The 20,381-nt window shown below is 72.8% G+C and carries 12 protein-coding genes, 1 tRNA gene and 7 pseudogenes; 14 read left to right on the top strand and 6 right to left on the bottom strand.

Annotation, left to right across the window (positions count from 1 at the left end):
* Window positions 1–49: 49 nt before the first annotated feature.
* Window positions 50–586 carry a hypothetical protein gene (locus tag WKH84_RS01995; RefSeq protein WP_341855454.1) on the top strand — a complete coding sequence of 179 codons (537 nt, stop codon included), beginning with the start codon at window positions 50–52 and terminating at the stop codon, window positions 584–586.
* Window positions 587–738: 152 nt separating this feature from the next.
* Here WKH84_RS01995 and WKH84_RS01990 read toward each other — a convergent pair whose 3' ends face one another.
* From WKH84_RS01990 to lipB, 3 genes and pseudogenes are all read right to left on the bottom strand, one after another.
* Complete coding sequence (locus WKH84_RS01990; RefSeq protein WP_341855453.1) at window positions 739–1,497, bottom strand: DUF4191 domain-containing protein; 759 nt, start codon at window positions 1,495–1,497, stop codon at window positions 739–741.
* A gap of 32 nt (window positions 1,498–1,529) precedes the next feature.
* Window positions 1,530–2,519: pseudogene (gene lipA, locus WKH84_RS01985) on the bottom strand (lipoyl synthase); the annotation flags it as partial.
* Window positions 2,520–2,612: 93 nt separating this feature from the next.
* A complete protein-coding gene (lipB, locus tag WKH84_RS01980) occupies window positions 2,613–3,308 on the bottom strand; it encodes a lipoyl(octanoyl) transferase LipB (RefSeq protein WP_341855452.1) in 696 nt (231 codons plus the stop codon).
* A gap of 339 nt (window positions 3,309–3,647) precedes the next feature.
* Here lipB and WKH84_RS01975 point away from each other — a divergent pair, with 339 nt between their 5' ends.
* The gene (locus WKH84_RS01975; protein ID WP_341855451.1) at window positions 3,648–4,442 is read left to right on the top strand and encodes a hypothetical protein; all 795 of its coding nucleotides are present in this window, start codon (window positions 3,648–3,650) and stop codon (window positions 4,440–4,442) included.
* A gap of 321 nt (window positions 4,443–4,763) precedes the next feature.
* The gene (locus WKH84_RS01970; protein WP_341855450.1) at window positions 4,764–4,907 is read left to right on the top strand and encodes a hypothetical protein; all 144 of its coding nucleotides are present in this window, start codon (window positions 4,764–4,766) and stop codon (window positions 4,905–4,907) included.
* Between the two features lie 96 nt (window positions 4,908–5,003).
* On the opposite strand, the pseudogene sucB reads toward WKH84_RS01970, so the two are convergent.
* From sucB to WKH84_RS01955, 3 pseudogenes are all read right to left on the bottom strand, one after another.
* A pseudogene (gene sucB, locus WKH84_RS01965) lies at window positions 5,004–6,832 on the bottom strand (2-oxoglutarate dehydrogenase, E2 component, dihydrolipoamide succinyltransferase).
* Between the two features lie 23 nt (window positions 6,833–6,855).
* Window positions 6,856–8,257, bottom strand: a pseudogene (gene lpdA, locus WKH84_RS01960) (dihydrolipoyl dehydrogenase).
* A gap of 147 nt (window positions 8,258–8,404) precedes the next feature.
* A pseudogene (locus tag WKH84_RS01955) lies at window positions 8,405–9,884 on the bottom strand (leucyl aminopeptidase).
* Window positions 9,885–10,101: 217 nt separating this feature from the next.
* On the opposite strand from WKH84_RS01955, the gene WKH84_RS01950 reads away from it, so the two are divergent.
* The 11 genes and pseudogenes from WKH84_RS01950 to WKH84_RS01900 all read left to right on the top strand — a co-directional run bounded on the left by WKH84_RS01950 (window position 10,102) and on the right by WKH84_RS01900 (window position 20,379).
* A complete protein-coding gene (locus tag WKH84_RS01950) occupies window positions 10,102–10,332 on the top strand; it encodes a hypothetical protein (RefSeq protein ID WP_341855449.1) in 231 nt (76 codons plus the stop codon).
* Window positions 10,329–10,790, top strand: a complete 462-nt coding sequence (locus WKH84_RS01945; RefSeq protein WP_341855448.1) for a hypothetical protein — start codon at window positions 10,329–10,331, stop codon at window positions 10,788–10,790. The genes WKH84_RS01950 and WKH84_RS01945 overlap by 4 nt, the downstream gene beginning before the upstream one ends.
* Before the next feature lie 92 nt (window positions 10,791–10,882).
* Window positions 10,883–11,989 (top strand): annotated as a pseudogene (locus WKH84_RS01940) (quinone-dependent dihydroorotate dehydrogenase).
* 69 nt (window positions 11,990–12,058) lie between these two features.
* Window positions 12,059–13,395, top strand: a pseudogene (locus WKH84_RS01935) (replication-associated recombination protein A); the annotation flags it as partial.
* A gap of 185 nt (window positions 13,396–13,580) precedes the next feature.
* Window positions 13,581–14,207 (top strand): 30S ribosomal protein S4, encoded by a 627-nt coding sequence (rpsD, locus tag WKH84_RS01930; RefSeq protein WP_341855447.1) that lies wholly within the window; start codon window positions 13,581–13,583, stop codon window positions 14,205–14,207.
* A 154-nt stretch (window positions 14,208–14,361) separates the two neighbouring features.
* A pseudogene (gene alaS, locus WKH84_RS01925) lies at window positions 14,362–17,070 on the top strand (alanine--tRNA ligase).
* Window positions 17,067–17,606, top strand: coding sequence for a Holliday junction resolvase RuvX (gene ruvX, locus WKH84_RS01920; RefSeq protein WP_341855446.1), 540 nt, complete (start codon window positions 17,067–17,069; stop codon window positions 17,604–17,606). The pseudogene alaS and the gene ruvX overlap by 4 nt, the downstream one beginning before the upstream one ends.
* Window positions 17,606–18,793 (top strand): endolytic transglycosylase MltG, encoded by a 1,188-nt coding sequence (mltG, locus tag WKH84_RS01915; protein ID WP_341855445.1) that lies wholly within the window; start codon window positions 17,606–17,608, stop codon window positions 18,791–18,793. The genes ruvX and mltG overlap by 1 nt, the downstream gene beginning before the upstream one ends.
* A 426-nt stretch (window positions 18,794–19,219) precedes the next feature.
* A complete protein-coding gene (locus WKH84_RS01910; protein ID WP_341855444.1) occupies window positions 19,220–19,720 on the top strand; it encodes a hypothetical protein in 501 nt (166 codons plus the stop codon).
* Between the two features lie 54 nt (window positions 19,721–19,774).
* Window positions 19,775–20,203, top strand: coding sequence for a hypothetical protein (locus tag WKH84_RS01905; protein ID WP_341855443.1), 429 nt, complete (start codon window positions 19,775–19,777; stop codon window positions 20,201–20,203).
* A 90-nt stretch (window positions 20,204–20,293) separates the two neighbouring features.
* Window positions 20,294–20,379: transfer RNA gene (locus WKH84_RS01900), tRNA-Leu, on the top strand.
* The last annotated feature ends 2 nt before the right edge of the window (window positions 20,380–20,381 follow it).

Genomic DNA, 20,381 nt, shown 5'->3' with positions numbered 1-20,381 from the left:
GCTCCCGGGGAGCCCGGCGATTCCCAGCACGGCCGCGTAGGCTCCGCCCGTGATCGATCGCAAGGACCTCGGCTCCTGGATGGACGGCCCGCCCGGGGAGGCCGGCTACGTCAAGGGCTCCGCTCTCGGACTGCCGGCCACGGGCCGCGGCGCCGTCGCGCCGTTCTGGCGCCGACCCCTCTCGCTGATCGTCGACTGGGGATTGTGCGTGGGCATCTCGGCCCTGCTGTTCGGCGGGGACCCGCTGGCGAACCTGATCCTCTTCGCGGCGGTGAACGTGCTGTTCCTGACGCTTTTCGGGGTGACCCCGGGCCAGTTCCTGCTGCAGGTGCGGGTCGTCCCCGTCAGCGGCCGCGACCCGATGCTCGCTGCGCGCGGTGGTGCGCACCGTGCTGATGCTTGCTGGTGCTCCCGGCAGTGGTCTGGAACCGCGACACCCAGCCCCTGCACGACGTCGTCGCAGGCACCGCGGTCGTCACCCTCTGACGGGGTCCTCCGCTTCGCCTGCGCCGCAGGAGCGAGCGCTCCTGCGTCTCCGGACGCGCCCTGTCGACCCGCAGGACGCCTCCCCACTTCATCCCGCTGACCTGCGTCGATGCCGAATGTCACGAAAAGGTCACGCAGGTAACGAGAAGGTCACGACCGCCTCCCGGCCGTACGGGCGACCCTTCCGCGCACAGCACGACGCCCCCACCCGCCGGAGCGGGAGGGGGCGTCGCCGAGAGGACGGGCGCCGGGTCAGCGGCCGCGCATCGCCTTGCGGTTCGGACGGGCACGCATCGGGTCCACGCCCTTGGGCACCTGCTGGCGCAGCGAGCGGTGCGCCGCGTTCAGGCGCTTGGTCACCTGTGCAGACTCCTGCTTGGTCAGTCGCTTCTTCATGCGCCGCATGTAGGTGGGGAGCTTGTGCGGCGGCACCTCGCCCTCGCCGTCGCCGACGACGATCTGATGGACCGGCACGTTGTCGTGCTGGAGCACGCGCCGGATCGCGCGCCGCTCCTTCTCCAGCGGCTTCATCGAGATGCCCGTGGAGTCCTCGGCCACGACCGCGATGCCCGCCCGGCCCGAGGCGCGGAAGAGCATCTTCTGGCCGCGGGGATCGATCTGCACCGGCTCGTCCTCGACGTTCCAGCCGCGGCGGATCGACTGCATCGCGGCGAGGGCCGCGCCGGTCTGGCCCTTGATACGGTCGAAGGCCGCTCGCTCCGCCTTGCGGGCCAGGATGATCATCGCGATCAGCACGCCGACGGCGAGGCCCATGAAGATGCCGTACCAGGGGCTGTCGAAGATCAGCACGGTCAGCGACACGCCGACGGCGATCGCGCCGACGATCGCGAGGATCATCAGCGGCAGGGTCGACCGGTCGACCTCCTGCGTGTACTTGAAGACCTCGAACATCTGCTTGAGGCGACCGGGCTTCTTCGTGCCGTCGGCGTTGCGCTTGCCGCGCTTCTTCGTGTCGTCCTTGGCGGACGTGGTCTCGGACGTGCGAGCCATGGGGGATGTGTCCTCTCGGGGCCGGCGGAGCGTCAGCTCGCGGCGGCCTGCTGGGTGCGGGCGACGACGCTCGCGGCTTCCTGACGGGCGGGCTGATCGGAGTCGAGGTGGCGGAGGTTCTCCGGGATCTCGCGGCCGAGCTCGCGCATCGCCTGCGCCCAGAGCTTCCCGGCGCGGTACGAGGAGCGGACCATCGGACCGGCCATCACCGCGAGGAAGCCCATCTCCCTCGCGGCCTCGGACAGCTCGACGAACTGCTGGGGCTTCACCCAGCGGTCGATCGGGTGGTGCGGCTTCGAGGGCCGCATGTACTGGGTGATGGTGAGGATGTCGCGACCGGCGTCGACCAGGGCCTGCATCGACTCCAGGATCTCCTTGTCCGTCTCGCCCATCCCGAGGATGAGGTTGGACTTGGTGATCATCCCGGCGTCCTTGCCCATCGAGATGACGTCCAGCGACCGGTCGTAGCGGAAGGCGGGACGGATCTGCTTGAAGATCCGCGGCACCGTCTCCAGGTTGTGCGCGAACACCTCCGGCTTGGCCTCGAACACCTGCTGGAGGTGCTCGCCGCGGCCCTTGATGTCGTCGATCAGCGACTCGACACCGGTGCCGGGGTTCATCGCGTGGATCTGCTGGCAGGTGCGGGCGAACAGCCCCGCCGCGCCGTCCTCGAGATCGTCGCGGGCCACGCCCGTGACCGTCGAGTAGCGCAGGCCCATCTCCTTGACCGACTGCGCGACCTTGAACGGCTCCATCGGGTCCACCGCCATCGGCTTGCCGGTGGCGATGTTGCAGAAGTCGCAGCGCCGGGTGCAGGTGTCCCCGCCGATCAGGAAGGTCGCCTCCCGATCCTCCCAGCACTCGAAGATGTTCGGGCGACCGGCCTCCTCGCAGACCGTGTGCAGGCCCTGGCCGTGCACGCGCCGCTTCATGGCCGTGTACTCGGGGCCCATGACGGCCCTGGTCTTGATCCATTCGGGCTTGCGCTCGATGGGGACCTCGGCGTTGCGCGCCTCGACGCGCGATGCGACGGCCCTCGGCGAGCGATCGTCACCGTGATGCCTCCTCGTCTCGACGTCCCTGAAGTCTATCGATCCCGTCTGCGCGCGCGGCGCTCACAGCACCGGTGCGGAGGTGCGGTGCGCCACGAGGTCGATCATCGCCTCGGCGACCGGGTCGAGCGACTCGACGACCGGCACCCTGCGGCCGAGCTCCCGGCTGAGACTGGTCACGCCGGCGTCGTCGATCCCGCAGGGGATCACGTTCTGGGCCCAGGAGAGGTCGTTGGCGCAGTTCAGGGCGAAGCCGTGCATCGTGGCGCGCTTCGAGACGCGCATCCCGATCGCGCACACCTTGCGCTCCTGCTCGCCCTCACGAGCCACCCACACCCCGCGCCCCTCGATCGGGACGGTCTCGAGGCCGAGCCCGGCGCAGACGCCGATGATCGCCTGCTCGAGGGCGCGCACGAAGCCGACCACGTCGATCGGGATCGGGAGCTTCACGATCGGGTAGCCGACGAGCCGCTGCGGCCCGTGCCACGTGATCTTCCCGCCCCGGTCGATGTCCACCACCTCGGCGCCGTCGCGAGGGCGCTCGTGGTCCTGGGTGAGCTTGCCCGCGGTGTACACGGGCTGGTGCTCCAGCAGGAGCGGCGTGTCCGGCCGCTCGCCCGCGACCACCTCGGCGTGGATCCGGCGCCGCAGGTCCCAGGCGGCGCGGTAGTCCACCGGCCCCGGGGGCAGGTCGAACTGTGCGTGCCGGTCCTCGTGGGGGAGCGGCTCGCTGAGGCCGAGACGGATCACATCGAGCATCTCTCCAGGCTACTCCTGCCGCGACCTGCACGTTGTGGATGACCAGCAGGGGTGCGCGTCGTGGTGGGGTTCACTGTGGCCATGGATCAGGGGGAGCATGCCAGGAGCGGAGGGCGCCACGGGTTCGTCCTGGGGCCGACGGTCGACGGTCCGGGACGCGACGGCCCGGGCCGGGATGGCCCGGGCAGGGATGGCGCGGGACCCGCTGGCGCCGGCCTGGACGGTGCCGCCGCGGACCGGACCGGGCGCGAGGAGGAGAGCCTCGGAGCGCCGGGGCGGGAGGACGCGCCGCGGGTGCGGTGGCGGGGCCCGGAAGGGCGGGAGTCCGTCACCGCGGAGATGCAGCTGCTCGCCGCGCTCGAGGTGGCCGGGATCAGCGCCGCGCCGGACGTGATCGGCATGGAGGAGGACGGGTACATCCGCGAGACCGCCCCGCCGCTCGCGCGGCGCCGCGGGCGACGCGCCGCCGACGGCGGTGCACCCGCGACGGGGGAGCGGGTAGCACAGGCCCGGGCACGGGAGGACCTCGAGGCCCTCGTCGCGGCGCTCCACGAGCGAGGCTGGGTGCTCGGGGCACCGCGAGGCCGCGGGCTCGGGGTCCGGGCCGACGGCGGCGTGCTGGTGCTCGACCTCAGCGGCCTGCGACATGAGCAGTCCCTCGCGGTGCGCGGCGCGGATCTGCACTGGATCGACTCCGTGCTCGAGGACGAGGAGAGGACGCTGCGACGACGGGTCCACGCCCTCGCTGGCGGGGGCGCGCCCTCGCTCGACCTGCCCGGTCTCCTCGGTGCCCCCGCGGGAGCGGGTCCCGCGGATCCGCCGCGGGTGCCGGGAGACCAGGGGGAGCCGGAGCGGCCGGACGGGCTACAGCAGGAGGTGGCGCGGGAGGAGGCGGAGGAGGAGGTCGACGCGGCCGACGCAGGATCTGTGGCGCCGCTTCCCGCTCCCCGGCGCGCAGAGCGCGCACGGAGGCGCGGGCCAAGGGCGGAGCGGATGCCGGGTCATCGCGTCGGCGCGGGACCGGCGGCGCGCTCTCTGCGGTGCTGGGGGAGCGGCGGCACCGGCGCACCGCCCTACTCAGCGGGGCGGTGGTGCTCGCCCTCGGCCTCGGCGCGGCGGCGGCGATCACCGTGACCATGGACCGCTCGGAGCCGGCGCGACAGGCCCCCGCGGTCGTCGCCGACGGAGCTCCTGCGGGCGCCGGCGGCTCGCAGGAGGGGCAGGTGCCCGCGATCGAGGACCCGTGGGCGCTGGCGGCGGAGCTCGCGGGCTCCCGCCACGCCTATCTCACCGGCGCCTCCGACGTGCCCGTCGCCGCCGAGGGCGGTCCCGCGCAGGAGGAGGACGAGCGGATCCGTGCGGCCTATGAGGGGTACGAGGTGCAGGGCAGCGGACCGGTCGTGCACGAGGCCGAGTCGCTCGAGGGGCCCGACGAGGACGTAAGGGCCGTCGCGCGTGCTCGTCTCGACCGAGGCCGGTCAGGTGCGCGAGGGCTCCGGCCTCGTGCAGGAGACCCCGAACAGCGGTGCCTCGCAGATCGATCTCGTGCTGATCTGGGACGGGGCCCGCTGGAGGATCCTCGAGACGCGCACCGCGTGAGACGCCCGAGGAGGGCCGGGACGAGGCAGGGCCCCGACACCGTGACGGTGCCGGGGCCCTGCCGATGCTCAGCCGATGGCGCGCGCGGGGACGGGGTCAGAGACCGAGCTCGCCCTCGAACGCGCCCTCCTCGAGCCGCTTCTTCATGTAGGTGAGGAAGCGGGCGGCGTCGCCGCCGTCGACCATGCGGTGGTCGTAGGAGAGGAACAGGTACATCATCGAGCGGATCGCGATGGTGTCGTCGCCCTCGGCGTTCTGCACCACGGCGGGACGCTTCGTGATGGTGCCGGTGCCGAGGATGCCGACCTGCGGGGCGGGCACGATCGGGGTGTCCCAGAGCGCACCGCCCGAACCGGTGTTCGTGATCGTGAACGTCGCGCCGGAGAGGTCGTCGGGGACGAGCTTGTTGCTCTTCGCCCGGCCGCCGAGGTCGCCGATCTGGCGGGCGAGGCCGGCGAGGTTCAGGTCGCCCGCGTTCTTGATGACCGGGACCACGAGACCGCGCTCGGTGTCCGCCGCCATGCCGATGTTCTCCGAGCCGTGGTAGACGACCTTGTCGTCGTCGATGGTGGAGTTCAGTCTTCGGGTAGGTCTTCAGACCCTCGATCGCTGCCATCATGAGGAAGGGCAGGAAGGTGAGCTTGGCGCCCTCGCGGGCGGCGAACTCGTCCTTCGCCTTCGCGCGCGCTTCGCGATGCGGGTCACGTCGACCTCGACCGCGGTGGTCAGCGCGCCATGCCGTGCAGGGACTCCATCATCCGCTGGCCGATGACCTTGCGGATGCGGGGCATCTTCTCCTCGGTGCCGCGCTTCGAGGAGACCTCGACCTTCGGCGCCGCGGGAGCGGCGGCCGTGGCGGCAGGAGCGGCCGCGGCGGCGGGTGTCGCCTGGGCCTTCTGCGCGTCGATCGCCTGCTCGCACGTCCTGCTTGCGGATCCGACCGCCGAGGCCGGAGCCCTTGACGCTCGAGAGGTCCACGCCGGCCTCGGCCGCCATCTTGCGCACCAGCGGGGTGACGTAGCCGGAGGACTCCGCGCCGGAGACCGCATCGGCGGCCTGTGGGGCGGGAGCGGCGGGCGCCGCGGGCTCCTCCTGCTCCGGGGCCTCGGCCTTCGGAGCCTCCTGCTTCGGAGCCTCCTGCTTCGGAGCCTCCTGCTTCGGCTCCTCGGCGGGCTTCTCCTCGGCCTTCTTCTCCTCGGGTGCGGGAGCGGCGGGCTCCTCCGCCTTCGGGGCCGCGGGGGCGCCGGAGCCGACGATCGCCAGCACGGAGCCGACCTCGGCGTCCTCGTCCTCCTGGACGCGGATCTCGAGCACCGTGCCCGCGACGGGGGAGGGGATCTCGGTGTCGACCTTGTCGGTCGAGACCTCGAGCGCGGCTCGTCGACCTCGACGGTGTCGCCGACGGCCTTGAGCCAGCGGGTGACTGTGCCCTCGGTGACGGACTCGCCGAGCGCCGGCATCGTCACCTCCTCGCCCTCGGCCGCGCCGCCGGAGGCGCCGGAACCGGCATCGCCGGAGGCGTCCGCGGGCTTCTCGGACTCCCCGGCGGGGGTCTCCTCGTCGGTGGACGGGGCGACGGTCTCGTCGGAGGCGAGGTCCTCGCCCTGCTCCTCTGCGGGAGCCTCCTCGGCGGGAGCCTCCTCGGCCTCGGCGCCGGAGTCGCCGGAGCCGGCGTCCGCGGAGCCCGAGCCGTCGCCGATGACGGCGAGATCGGCGCCGACCTCGGCGTCCTCGTCCTCCTCGACCAGGATCTCCTCGATGGTCCCCGCGACGGGGGAGGGGATCTCGGTGTCGACCTTGTCGGTCGAGACCTCGAGCAGCGGCTCGTCGACCTCGACGGTGTCGCCGACGGCCTTGAGCCAGCGGGTGACTGTGCCCTCGGTGACGGACTCGCCGAGTGCCGGCATCTTCACGGTTTCAGACATGGGGTTCTCTCCTCTGGGAAGACTCAGGCGTGGGCGTGCGCCGGCTTGCCGGCGAGGGCGAGGGCCGCCTCGCCCATGGCCTCGTGCTGCGAGGGGTGGCCGTGGATGAGGGAGGCGACATCCTCGGGGTAGGCCTCCCAGTTGACGATGAGCGACGCCTCGCCCATCAGCTCCGAGGTGCGCGAGCCGATCATGTGGACGCCGATGATCGGGCCGTCCTTCTCGCGGACCAGCTTGATGAAGCCGGTGGTGCCGAGGATCTGGGACTTGCCGTTCCCGCCGAGGTTGTACTCGTAGGCCTCGACCTTGTCGTCGCCGAGCCGCTCCTTGGCCTGCTTCTCGGTGACGCCGACGGAACCGACCTCCGGCTCGCAGTACGTGATGCGCTCGATGCCGGACTCGACGATCGGGGCGGGGCTCAGGCCCGCGATCCGCTCGGCGACGAAGATGCCCTGGGCGAAGCCGCGGTGGGCGAGCCGCAGGCCGGGGACGATGTCGCCGACGGCGTAGACGCCGGGGACGTTGGTCTCGAGGGTCTCCTTGTTCGCGAGCACGAAGCCGCGATCCATCTCGATGCCCTGCTCCTCGTAGCCCATGCCGGAGGTGTTCGGGCCGCGGCCCACGGCCACCAGGAGGTAGTCGCCCTCGAAGACCTTGCCGTCGGCGAGAGTGACCTTGACACCGGTCTCGGTCTGCTCGGCCTTCTCGGTGAAGACGCCGAGGGAGAAGGCGATGCCGCGCTTCTTGTAGGCCCGCTCGAGGGCCTTGGAGATCGCCTCGTCCTCGTTGGCGACGAGGTGGGGCAGACCCTCCACGATCGTCACGGACTCCGCGCCGAGCGACTTCCAGATCGAGGCGAACTCGACGCCGATCACGCCGCCGCCGAGGATGATCGGGTTCTTCGGCGACTCGGGCGGCTGCGGCGCCGTCTCGGAGTCGAGGAAGCGGCCGCCGAGGTCGATGCCCGGGAGGGTCTTCGAGTAGGAGCCGGAGGCGAGGATGACGTTCTTGCCGTTCAGGGTGCGGGTGCCGGACTCGGTCTCGACCGTGACGGTGTTCGGCCCGGTGAGCTTGCCGAAGCCCTCGACGTAGTCGATCTTGCGGGCCTTCACCAGGCCCTGGAGCCCCTTGTACAGGCGGCCGATGACCTTGTCCTTGAAGCCGAGGACCTTCGTGGCGTCGACGCCGTTGAGGGTGAGGTCCACGCCGGCCGCGGCGGCCTCGGACGGTGCGTCGGCGAGCTCCCCGACGTGGAGCATGGCCTTCGTCGGGACGCGCCGCGGTGCAGGCAGGTGCCGCCGAGCTTGTCCTTCTCCACGAGGGCGATCTTCTGGCCGAGCTGGGCTCCGCGCCCGCGGCCGCATAGCCGCCGCCGCCACCGCCCAGGATCACGACGTCGAACTGGTCAGTGGTTGTGTCCGCCACCTGTGTGCTCCTCGGTGTCTTGGGTGTTCCGCGGCGCATTCGGACCCGGATGGCCGACGGCGCCGCCTGCGTGCCCCATGCTAGGGCACCGGGCGGCGCCGGGCGGACCTGTTGCGTGCAACTGTCAGGATGTCGATGCGGCGAGCATCACGCCCCCGCGGCCCCGGCGTGGTCCTCGAGGACCTGCAGGACGGTGCGGACGCTCATCCCGGTGGCTCCCTTGCCCATGTAGCCCAGCGGTGCGCTGGCGAAGGCGGGGCCGGCGATGTCCAGGTGGGCCCACTCGGTCGAGCCCACGAACTCCCTGAGGAAGATGCCCGCCGAGAGCGCCCCGCCGGGACGCTCGCCGATGTTGCGCAGGTCCGCGACGCGACCGGTGAGGTCGGCGCGCGCTCCTGCGGGAAGGGCGACGGCCAGAAGGGCTCGCCGGCGCGCTCGGCGGCCGCCACCACGGCAGACCGGCCGGTCTCGGTTCCCATCACGCCGCCGGTGCGCTTGCCGAGCGCGACCACGGCCGCGCCGGTGAGGGTCGCGACGTCCATCACCAGGTCCGGCTCCGCGGCGACCGCGTCGACGAGCGCGTCGGCCATGACCATGCGGCCCTCGGCGTCGGTGTTCAGCACCTCGACGGTGGTGCCGTCGCGCATGGTGACCACGTCGCCCGGGCGCTGGGCGCCGCCGCCGGGCATGTTCTCGGCGAGGGCGAGGAAGGTGGTGACCTTCACGTCCAGCCCGAGACGGGCCGCGGCGACGGTCGCGCCGAGCACGGTCGCGGCACCGGCCATGTCCGAGGTCATGTCCTCCATGCCGGGCGCCGGCTTCAGGGAGATCCCGCCGGTGTCGAAGGTGATGCCCTTGCCCACCAGCGAGACGGAGCGGCTCGCCCCGGCAGGTGCGTACTCGAGGCGGACCAGGCGCGGCGGGCGCGTCGAACCCTGGCCGACGCCGACGATGCCGCCATAGCCGCCCTCGGCGAGGGCGGCCTCGTCCAGTACGGTCACCGTGATCGGGAGGTCGGCGACGAGCTCCTCCGCGCGGCGGGCAAACTCCGCCGGGGGCGCAGGTTCGGCGGGGTGTTCACGAGGTCGCGCACGAGGTCGACGGAGCCGGAGAGCACACGGGCCCGCTCGAGCGCGGGCTCGAGGGCGTCGGTCCCGGCCTCGCCGGCGAGCAGGACGATCTCGGCCAGGGCGCCCTTGGGGGCCTTCTCTCCGGTGCCGGTCTTGTGCGCGGTGAAGGCGTAGGCGCCGAGCGCGGCGCCCTCGAGGGCGGCGGCGCGGCGCGCGTCGGACGCGGTGGGCAGGGCGAGCGCGGCGCGGCCGACGCCGGTCAGCGAGCGGGTCGCGGCGCCGACGGCGAGGCGGAGGTCCTCGGCGGAGACGGCGGCGAGATCCTCCTCGCCCACGCCGACGAGGAGCAGGGTGGTTGCGGCGGCGAGGCCGGCGGAGGGCAGACGGTGCAGGTCCCCCCGCGCGGCGGAGGGGGCGAGGCCCGCGACGGCCTCGGAGATCTCGGGGGATCCCGGGACGGAGGCGGGGGCATCGCCCGCGCCGGCGACCAGGGGGAGCACGAGGACGTCGGCGGCGACGTCGACGAAGGGTTCAGCGGTCAGTTCCAGAATCGGCATGGGCCTATCGTAGGTCCCGGCCCCGACCGACCGTCCGCGGCCGTGGAGGAGGACCGACCGCACGATGAGGGAGCCGCACCGATGAGCCTGCTGAGCATCGTGGTCGCCGTGCTGGGCGGTCTGACCACCGCGCTCGCGATCTACTACGCCGCGAAGGATCTCAGCGCCGACCTCGTCTTCGCTGGGCGCCGCGGCGCTGACAGCGATCGGCTGGATCGTGCTCGGCATCTCCCTCGGCGTGCGCGATGCGACCTCCGCAGGCCCGCCGCCCGAACGGGTGACGCTCTACGGGTACGTGCTGACAGGGCTGATGCTCGTCGTCGGCGGGGGCTGGCTCGGCGCCTTCGAGCGCACGCGCTGGGGGAGCGTGGTGATCGCCGTGACCTGCGCGGTGACCCTCGTGCTCCTGATGCGCATCCACCAGATCTGGCCGGGAGGCTTCGCATGACCGCACCGCGCACCGACGACCGCCCTGCGGACCGCGACGGACGCGGTCCCGCGCCGGTCAGGAGCCGCGGCGGGCGCGGCTTCGAGATCGTCCTCGTCGCCGTCTACGGCATCTTCGCCCTCTCGGCGACCGCGCGCGCTTGGTGCAGGTCTTTGCGGGACTTCGACCGCGCACCGGTGGCCTACTCCCTCTCGCTGCTCGCGGCGGCGACCTACATCGCCGTGACCGTCGCCCTGGTGCGCGGCGGACGGCGCTCGAGGGTCGCCCGGGTGCTCGTCGTGATCGAGCTGATCGGCGTGCTCGCCGTCGGCACCCTGACCGTGCTCGACCCCGTGCTGTTCCCCGAGGCGACCGTGTGGAGCGTGTACGGCCAGGGCTACGGCTACGTGCCGCTCGCGCCGCCCGTGCTCGCGCTGGTCTACATGCTCCTCGGGGCCCGTAAGCGCCCCGAGGCCTGACCATCGGGCCCGGGCGGCCCGGCCGGAGCACCCCTGCGGCGCGTCCGCAAGAGCCCTGGGCCCCGGGGAGCGGGGCCCGGACCGCGTACCGTATGCCCGTGACCACCGACACCGCCGCCCGTCGCGGGCCCTACGACGTCCTGTTCCGTCACGTGCTCGCCCGTCTCGACCCCGAGCAGGCGCACCTGCTGACCCTGCGGGCGCTGTCGCTCGCGCACGCGGTCCCCGGCGCGCCGCGGCTCCTGCGCCGCGCGACGGGCACCCCGGACCCGATGCGGCCCGCGGGCACCGGTCGTCGCGTGCTCGGCGCGGAGCACTCCTCCCCGCTCGGCCTCGCGGCCGGTCTCGACAAGGACGGGGAGCTCCCGCTCGCGTTCCTCGACCTCGGGTTCGGCCACGTCGAGGTCGGCACCGTCACCGCGAAGGCGCGGCCCCGGCAATCCGCGCCCGCGCTCCTTCCGCCTGGTGGGGGACCGTTCGCTGATCAACCGTATGGGCTTCAACAACCACGGCGCCCAGGCCCTCGCCCACCGCCTCGCCGCGGCCCGACGCACCGAGCGCGGCCAGCGCGCGGTGATCGGCGTGAACATCGGCAAGTCGAAGATCACGGCACTCGAGGACGCGGCCGAGGACTATCGCTTCTCCGCCGGTCTGCTCGCGCCCTACGCCTCCTATCTCGCCATCAACGTCTCCAGCCCCAACACCCCGGGGTCGCGCGATCTGCAGAGCGTCGAGATGCTCCGCCCGATCCTCGAGGCCGTCGTCGACGAGAGCCGCGGCGCCGCCCGTCGTCTGCGCCGCGAGGTGCCGGTGCTCGTGAAGATCGCCCCCGACCTCCACGACGCCGACGTCACGGCGGTGGCCCGCCTCGCCGCCGAGGTGGGGCTCGCCGGCGTCATCGCGACCAACACCACCATCTCCCGGCCCGCGGAGCGCGCGCCGACCGCGCCGAGATCGCGCGGATCGGCGCAGGCGGCCTCTCCGGCCCGCCGCTGGCCCGCCGCTCCCTCGAGATCCTCCGACTGCTCCGCGCCGAGCTGGGGGAGGAGGCCGTGGTGATCAGCCGCGGCGGCGTGACCACCGCCGAGGACGTCCGCGAGCGGCTCGCCGCCGGCGCCGACCTCGTCCAGGGCTACACCGCCTTCATCTACGAGGGCCCGTCCTGGCCCGGGCGGATCGCGCGCGCCCTGCGCCGCTGAGCCCTGCCGTCACGGGAGTCAACGCGGGCGAGGCCCTCCCCGCACGGGCGCCGGGCCTACTCTGGAGGGATGGACGAGGACCTCTTCTCGCTGGGCGGTGATGCGCCTGCGCCGCGCACCCTGTCGGACCGCAACGTCGACCACCGCGCCCCGCTCGCGGTGCGGATGCGCCCCCGCACCCTCGAGGAGATCGTCGGCCAGCACGCGGCGCTGGAGCCCGGCAGTCCGCTGCGCCGCCTGGTCTCCACCGACGACTCCCGCACCGCGCCGAGCTCCGTGATCCTGTGGGGACCGCCCGGCACCGGCAAGACCACCCTCGCCTATGTCGTCGCGCAGTCCGGCGACCGCGAGTTCGTCGAGGTCTCCGCCGTGCTCGCCGGGGTCAAGGACATCCGCGACGTGGTGGACCAGGCCCGCTCCCGGTCGCGCACCGTCGGCCGCGAGACCGTGCTCTTCGTGGACGAGGTCCACCGCTTCTCGAAGTCGCAGCAGGACGCGCTGCTGCCGAGCGTCGAGAACCGCTGGGTCACCCTCGTCGCCGCGACCACCGAGAACCCCTACTTCTCGGTGATCTCCCCAGCCTGCTGTCGCGCTCGATCGTGCTCACCCTCGAGCCGCTCGCCCGGGAGGACCTCGACACCCTCGTGGACCGCGCGCTCACCGACGAGCGAGGGCTCGGCGGTGCCGTCACCCTCACGGGCGACGCCCGCGAGGCGCTCGCTGCGGCTCGGCGGCGGGGACGCCCGCAAGATCCTCACCTCCCTCGAGGCGGCCGCCGCCGCGGCCCTGATGAAGGAGTCCAAGGAGATCGACGCGGCCACCCTCTCCCAGGCCGTGAACCGGGCCGCGCCGCGCTACGACCGCGGCGGCGACCAGCACTACGACGTCACCAGCGCCTTCATCAAGTCCATGCGCGGCGGCGACGTCGACGCCTCCCTCCACTACCTCGCCCGCATGATCGAGGCGGGGAGGACCCCCGCTTCATCGCCCGACGCGTCGTGATCGCCGCGAGCGAGGAGGTGGGCATGGCCGACCCCGCCGCGCCGCAGGTCGCGGTCTCGGCGATGCAGGCCGTGCAGATGCTCGGCATGCCCGAGGGGCGCATCCCGCTCGCCCAGGCCGTCGTCCACATCGCCACCGCCCCGAAGTCCAACGCCTCCTACAAGGCGCTGGACGCCGCGATCGCGGACGTCCGCGCCGGGAAGGGCCAGGGCGTCCCCGCCCATCTGCGCGATGCCCACTACTCGGGAGCGAAGAAGCTCGGACACGGGGTCGAGTACCAGTACGCCCATGACGCCCCGCACGCCGTGGTCGCCCAGCAGTACGCGCCCGACGACCTCGTCGGCACCCGCTACTACCACCCCAAGGGTCACGGGCACGAAGAGGTCACGAGCCGCCGGGTCGAGGCGCGCGGCGCATCCTGGACCAGGCTCCGCCCCCGACCGGCGCGGGCGCGTGAGGCACTCCACAGGAAGCCTGGCGTGACCAGCCCCGTCGGACATGGACCCGGACGGGGGCGTGCGGTAGAGTCGGCCGCTGAATCCGCGGCTGCAAGACTGGATTCACCACACGCGAACAAGAGGTATACCTCGTGACCAACGTCACCCGTGCGCGCCGCCAGGCGCGTCTGTCCCGAGCCCTCGGGCTCCCGCTCACCCCGAAGTCGGTCAAGTACTTCGAGAAGCGCCCGTACCCCCCGGGCGAGCACGGCCGCGCCCGTCGCCGCACCGAGTCCGACTACGCGGTCCGCCTCAAGGAGAAGCGGCGTCTGCGCGCGCAGTACGCCCTCCGCGAGAAGCAGATGCACCGCGCATACCTGGACGCCAAGAAGCGCCCGGGCCTGACCGGCGAGTCGATGGTCGAGCCGCTGGAGATGCGCCTGGACGCGCTCGTCCTGCGCGCCGGCTTCGCCCGCACCATCCTCCAGGCCCGCCAGGCCGTCGTGCACCGTCACATCCTGGTCGACGGCCAGCTGGTGGACCGCCCCTCCTTCCGCGTCGCGCCCGGCCAGACCATCCAGGTCAAGCCGAAGTCGCAGGCCATGGAGCCCTTCCAGATCGCCGCCGAGGGCGGGAACTCCGACGTGCTCGCGTCGGTCCCCTCCTACCTCTCCGTCGAGTCGCCCGAGCTGAAGGCCCAGCTCGTCTCGCGCCCCAAGCGCGCCGAGGTCCCCGTCACGGTCGACGTCCAGATGGTCGTCGAGTACTACGCGCGCTGACCTCTCCTCTCCGCGGCGCGACAGGCCCCGGCGGGTGTACTCCGGTACCCTGACCGGGGCCTTCGTGTCCGCAGTGCCGGCCGCACCACGGCCGTCCGCCCCACAGCATCCCGCCGCGCCGCCGACGCGGCTCCAGGAAGGACATCCCGCACCCATGCGCACCTCCGAGATCCACCGGCGGTTCCTCGCCCACTTCGAGAAGAAGGCGCACGAGGTCGTTCCCAGCACCTCGCTGGTCTCGAACGACCCCTCGATCCTCTTCACGATCGCCGGCATGGTCCCGTTCATCCCGTACATCGTCGGCACCGAGAAGGCGCCCTACGACCGTGCGGTGAGCGTGCAGAAGTGCATCCGCACCAACGACATCGAGAACGTCGGGCGCACCACCCGCCACGGCACGTTCTTCCAGATGGCCGGGAACTTCTCGTTCGGCGACTACTTCAAGACCGGTGCGATCGACTTCTCCTGGGAGTCGCTGACCTCCTCCGTCGACGACGGCGGCTTCGGCCTCGAGCCCGAGCGGCTCTGGATCACCCTGTGGGAGCAGGACCAGGAGTCCTACGACCACCTCGTGCAGGTCATCGGCCTGGACCCCGCGCGGATCGTGCAGCTGCCCTGGGAGGAGAGCCGCTGGGACACCGGCCAGCCCGGCCCCGCCGGCTCCACCGGCGAGTGGTACTACGACCGCGGCCCGGAGTACGGCCCCGACGCCCCCACCGGCCGTCTTCCCCAGTGGCCCGGCGACGAGCGCGCCGAGGACCGCTATCTCGAGATCTGGAACCTCGTCTTCGACCAGTTCCTGCGCGGCCCGGGCAAGGGCAAGGACTACGAGCCGCTCGGCGAGCTCGACCAGAAGGCGATCGACACCGGCCTCGGGGTCGAGCGTCTCGCCTACCTGCTGCAGGGCAAGCAGAACATGTACGAGATCGACCAGATCTTCCCCGTCATCGAGAAGGCGCAGGAGCTCTCCGGCCGCCGCTACGGTGCGGACGAGGAGGACGACGTCCACCTGCGCATCATCGGCGACCACGTGCGCGGCGCGCTGATGCTCGTCGGCGACGGCGTGCGGCCCGGCAACGAGGGCCGCGGCTACGTGCTTCGCCGCCTCATCCGTCGCGCCGTGCGCTCCCTGCGCCTGCTGGGCTACGCCGAGCCGTCGATGCCGCACCTGCGCGCCGATCTCCAAGGACCTCATGGCCGAGTCCTACCCGGAGCTCGAGGCGGACTTCGCGCGGATCGCCGAGATCGTCTACGCGGAGGAGGACACCTTCCGACGCACCCTCGAGACCGGCACCGCGATCTTCGACCAGGTCGCGAAGAGCGCCGCGGCCGACGGCGGGCGCGTCGCGCCCGGCGACGAGGCGTTCAAGCTCCACGACACCTACGGCTTCCCGATCGACCTGACCATGGAGATGGCCGCCGAGGTCGGGCTCCAGGTCGACGAGGACGCCTTCCGCTCCGCGATGCAGGAGCGGCGCGAGCGCGCCCGCGCCGATGCGGCCGCGAAGAAGACCGGCCACACCGACACCGGCCTCTACAACCGCCTGCTCTCCGAGCGCGGCGGCGAGGTGCCGTTCCTCGGCTACACCGAGGACACCGTCGCCACCACCGTCGAGTCCGTGCTCGTCGACGGCGCGCTCGTCGACTCCGTCCAGGCGCCCGCGCAGGTCGAGGTCGTGCTCGCCTCGACCCCGTTCTACGCCGAGTCCGGCGGCCAGCTCGCCGACCAGGGCAGCATCGCCCTGACCGGCGGCGGCCTGGTCGAGGTCGACGACGTGCAGAAGCCGGTGAAGGGCCTGATCGTCCACCGCGGGCGCCTCGTCGAGGGCGAGCTCGCCCCCGGCGTCTCCGCCATCGCGTCGATCGACCGCGACCGACGAGGGGCGATCGCCCGCGCCCACACCGCCACCCACATGGTCCACGAGTCCCTGCGCGAGGAGCTCGGCCACGGTGCGACCCAGGCCGGCTCCGAGAACTCGCCCGGCCGGATGCGCTTCGACTTCCGCTACGGCCAGGCCGTGCCGAAGTCCGTGCTCGAGCAGATCGAGGGACGCGTCAACACGCTCCTGCAGGAGGAGCTCTCCGTCACCGATCAGCAGATGCCGATCGACGAGGCGAAGGCGCTGGGCGCCCAGGCGCTGTTCGGCGAGAAGTACGGCGACATCGTGCGCGTCGTCTCCATCGGCGGGGACTGGTCCCGCGAGCTCTGCGGCGGCACCCACGTCGCGAGCACCGGCGCGATCGGCACCGTCCAGCTGATGGGCGAGGCCTCGATCGGCTCGGGCGTGCGCCGCGTCGACGCGCTCGTCGGCCTGTCCGCCTACCGCCACCAGGCCAAGTCCCATGCCCTGGTCTCCCAGCTCTCCGAGATGCTGAAGGTCGGCTCCGCCGAGGAGTCGCCCCGAACGCGTCCGCTCTCTCACCCAGCGGATGAGGGACATGGAGAAGCGACTCGCGACGCTCCGCGGCCAGCGGCTGCAGGCCGAGGCGGGCCGCCTGGTCGACAGCGCCCAGGACGTCTCCGGCGTGCGCGTGCTGTTGCACGACGCGGGGAGGGGTCGCCGCCGGCGACCTGCGCACCCTCGCCACCGACCTGCGCGCCCGCCTCGGCGAGGACGCGCCCGTCGTCGTCGCCGTGGCCGGGCACGAGGGCGGTCGCGCCGCCCTCGTGGTCGCCACCAGCGCCGGCGCCCGCGACCTCGGCCTCGCGGCCGGGACCCTGCTGCGCACCGGCGCGGAGGCCATGGGCGGCCGCGGCGGCGGAAAGCCCGACCTCGCCCAGGGCGGCGGAGGCGAGCCGGCCCGCATCGCCGAGGCCCTCGCCGCGGTGCGCGGCGCGATCGAGGAGACCCGGACCGCATGAGCGGCCCGGTCGACGCCGAGGCGCCGACGGGCCTCCCGCGCGGGGTGAGGCTCGGCGTGGACGTCGGAGACGTCCGCGTCGGGCTCGCCCGCAGCGATCTCGACGGGCTCATCGCCACACCGGTCGAGACCCTCGAGCGCGACACGGCGGCGCGCCGAGTCGTGGAAGAGGGGGTCGAGCTGGACGCCCATGTCATCATGGTCGGGCTCCCGCGGTCCCTGGACGGGTCCGAGGGCGTGGCCGCGACGAAGGCGCGCGTGTTCGCCGCGGAGCTCGTGACGCCGCTGGTCGCGGGCGCACGGCAGATCGAGGTCCGCCTGATCGACGAGCGGCTGACCACGGTCTCCGCGCACAAGGCGCCGCACAGCTCCGGACGCAAGGGTCGCCGCCACCGCCAGGTCGTGGACCAGGTCGCCGCCGTGATGATCCTCCAGCAGGCCCTGGACCTCGAGAGGTCCACCGGGCGGCGCGGCGGCGAGCTCGTCGAGGAGCCGCCGAGCGCGACCGCGCAGGACCAGACCGAGGAGGACAGCTGATGAAGGACGAGGACCTCTCCTTCGACGAGCTCGCCGAGGCGCAGAACCCAGAGGACGACGAGGCGGCCGCCCCTCGCCCGCGCCGCGGCGGGCATCGCGGCGAGCCGCGGCGCCGACGCGGCGGATTCTTCCGCTCGCTGCTGCCCGTCTTGCTCGTCCTCGCCGTGGTCGGCGCCCTCGCCGTCGGCGGCTTCCAGGGGTACCGGTGGGTCACCGCGAACGTCAGCGTCGAGGACGAGGCCCCCGAGTTCGAGGGGCCCGGCGACGGGGAGGCGCTCGTCGAGGTCGGCGAGGGCGACACCGGCACGGACATCGCTGCGACCCTCGTGGACCAGGGCGTCATCAAGACCTCCGCGCCGTTCGTCACGCTGTTCTCCTCCACCCAGGACGCCTCGAAGATCGAGCCGGGCGTGTACCGGCTGAAGAAGGAGATGACCTCCGCCGACGCGCTGACCATGCTGATGGACCCGGAGAACCTCGCCGGGCACCGCGTGATCGTCCCCGAGGGCCTGCGCCTCACCCAGATCTGGGCGCTGCTCTCCGAGGAGACCGGCATCCCGGTGGAGGAGTTCGAGGCCGCCGCAAAGGACTACACCTCCTACGGCATCCCCGAGAACGAGGCCGGCACCCTCGAGGGCTACCTCTGGCCAGGCCGCTACGACATCCTCGAGGACCACACGGCCGAGGACGTCATCGAGATGATGTGGGGTCGGATGAAGGAGCGACTCGAGCAGCGGGAGATCCCGAAGGACCAGTGGCACACCACCCTCACCTACGCCTCCCTCGCGGAGATGGAGGTGCGCAACCCCGAGGACTACGGGAAGGTCGTGCGCACGATCCACAACCGCCTCGAGGGCACAGGCGAGGCGAAGGGCTCGCCGATGAAGCTCCAGTTCGACTCGACCGTCCACTACGTGACGGGGAAGTCGGCCAGCGTCGGCACCACCGATGCGGAGCGGGCCACCGACAGCCCGTACAACACGTACCTCAAGGACGGCCTGCCGCCCGGCCCGATCGCCGCGCCCGGCGCCGAAGCGCTCGACGCCGCCGCGGACCCGCCCGAGGGGGACTGGCTCTACTTCGTGGCCGTCAACACCGACACGGGCGAGACCAAGTTCGCCTCCACCTGGGCCGAGCACGAGAAGAACGTCAAGGAGTGGCAGGAATGGGCGGCCTCGAAGGACTGAACTGGCAAGGACCGATCCGCCGCTTCGCGGTGATCGGCTCGCCCGTCGCCCATTCGCTCTCCCCGGTCGCCGCATGCCGCCGCATACCGAGCGCTCGGCGTGGACGACGCCCGCTACGAGCGCTTCGAGGTCGAGGCGGGGAGCGCCCGCCTTCCTCTCCGACGGGCCCGGGCGCGAGCTCGAGGGCCTCTCGGTCACCATGCCCGGCAAGCCCGAGGCCTTCGCCCTCGCCGCCGAGCACGACGAGGTCTCCCGGCGGCTCGGCGTGGCCAACACCCTCGCTGCGCCGCCCCGGCGGCACCTGGCGGGCCGAGAACCACGACGTGCACGGGATCGCCGCGGCCCTGCGCGACCACGGCGCTCGGTCCGTGGCCACCGGCGGCGTGGTGGGCTCGGGGGCGACCGCGCTCAGCGCGCTCGCGGCGCTTGCTCGACCTCGGCGCCACCACCGTCCTGCTCACCGCCCGCGGCGCCGAGAAGCTCGCGCCGCTGCACCGCTTCGCCGAGGAGGCCGGCGCCGAGGCGGTCGAGATCCCCTGGTCCTCGCACCACGAGGTGCTCCGGGCGGATGCGGTCGTCAGCGCCCTCGCGGTGGAGGGCGCTCGAGCCGTCGCCGCCGCCTGGGAGGCCCGCGGCGAGGCCGGGATCGCGCCGCCGCAGGTGCTGCTCGACGTCCTCTACGACCCGTGGCCCGCCCCCGTCGCCGCCGTCGTGCGCGACAGGCCGGGGGAGAGGTCGCCGACGGCCTCGAGATGCTCGCCCACCAGGCCGACATGCAGGTGCGCTCCATGCGCACCTCCCCGCCGCCCCGGTCGCGACGATGCTCGCCGCCGCCCGGGACGAGCTCGCACGGCGCCGGGGGAGCGCCGGGAGCTGAGCACCCTCCGCACCGCCCTTGTCCCCGCAGGTAAAGACGGGGTAAAGTGACGCGCGTCGCAGGGACCCGTCCGGGCCCCGGGACGAGCGGGAGGGGACGGCGGCATGGAGCTGGCGAAGGACGGCCTGAACGGCGGCACGACGGCGCAGGGTGCCGAGGGGCTGGAGGCCGCACGGCAGGTGATCTCCTCCCCGGATGCCGTGACCGCGACGTCGATCCCCGCAGACCTCTCGACGGCCGCGGCGCGCCGCTGCACCGCCCTGGCCACCCGCGCCCGCGCCGATCTGCTCACGCGCGGCCGACAGGACGCCGCCGCCCAGCTCGCCGCGCTCCTCGAGGAGATGGGGAGCTGGGAGGCGTCGCACCTCGTCGACCCCGATCCGACCATGGTCGTGCTCGCCGCCGCCGCCCTCCAGGACCTCGCCGACCGCCTGCCGGTCCCGGCCCCGGCCAGCCTCGAGGTGCGGATCGATCTCGTCCTGGCCGTCCTGCACGCCGTGATGGATCGGGGCCGGGTGGGCGCCCCGGCGTGATTGTCTTCACGTTCACCCTGGCAGAGGCGCTTTCTGGTCCGGAGCGAGGTTCGGACCGTGCTACTGTTCTCGAGTCAGCACGACGCACCTGTCCGGGTGGCGGAATTGGTAGACGCGCTAGCTTGAGGTGCTAGTGCCCGCTTTAGGGCGTGGGGGTTCAAGTCCCCCCTCGGACACC

The sequence above is a fragment of the Brachybacterium sp. GPGPB12 genome (assembly GCF_038396325.1).
In the GTDB taxonomy this organism is placed as follows: domain Bacteria; phylum Actinomycetota; class Actinomycetes; order Actinomycetales; family Dermabacteraceae; genus Brachybacterium; species Brachybacterium conglomeratum.
This window is presented reverse-complemented; position numbering and strand designations above follow the sequence as displayed.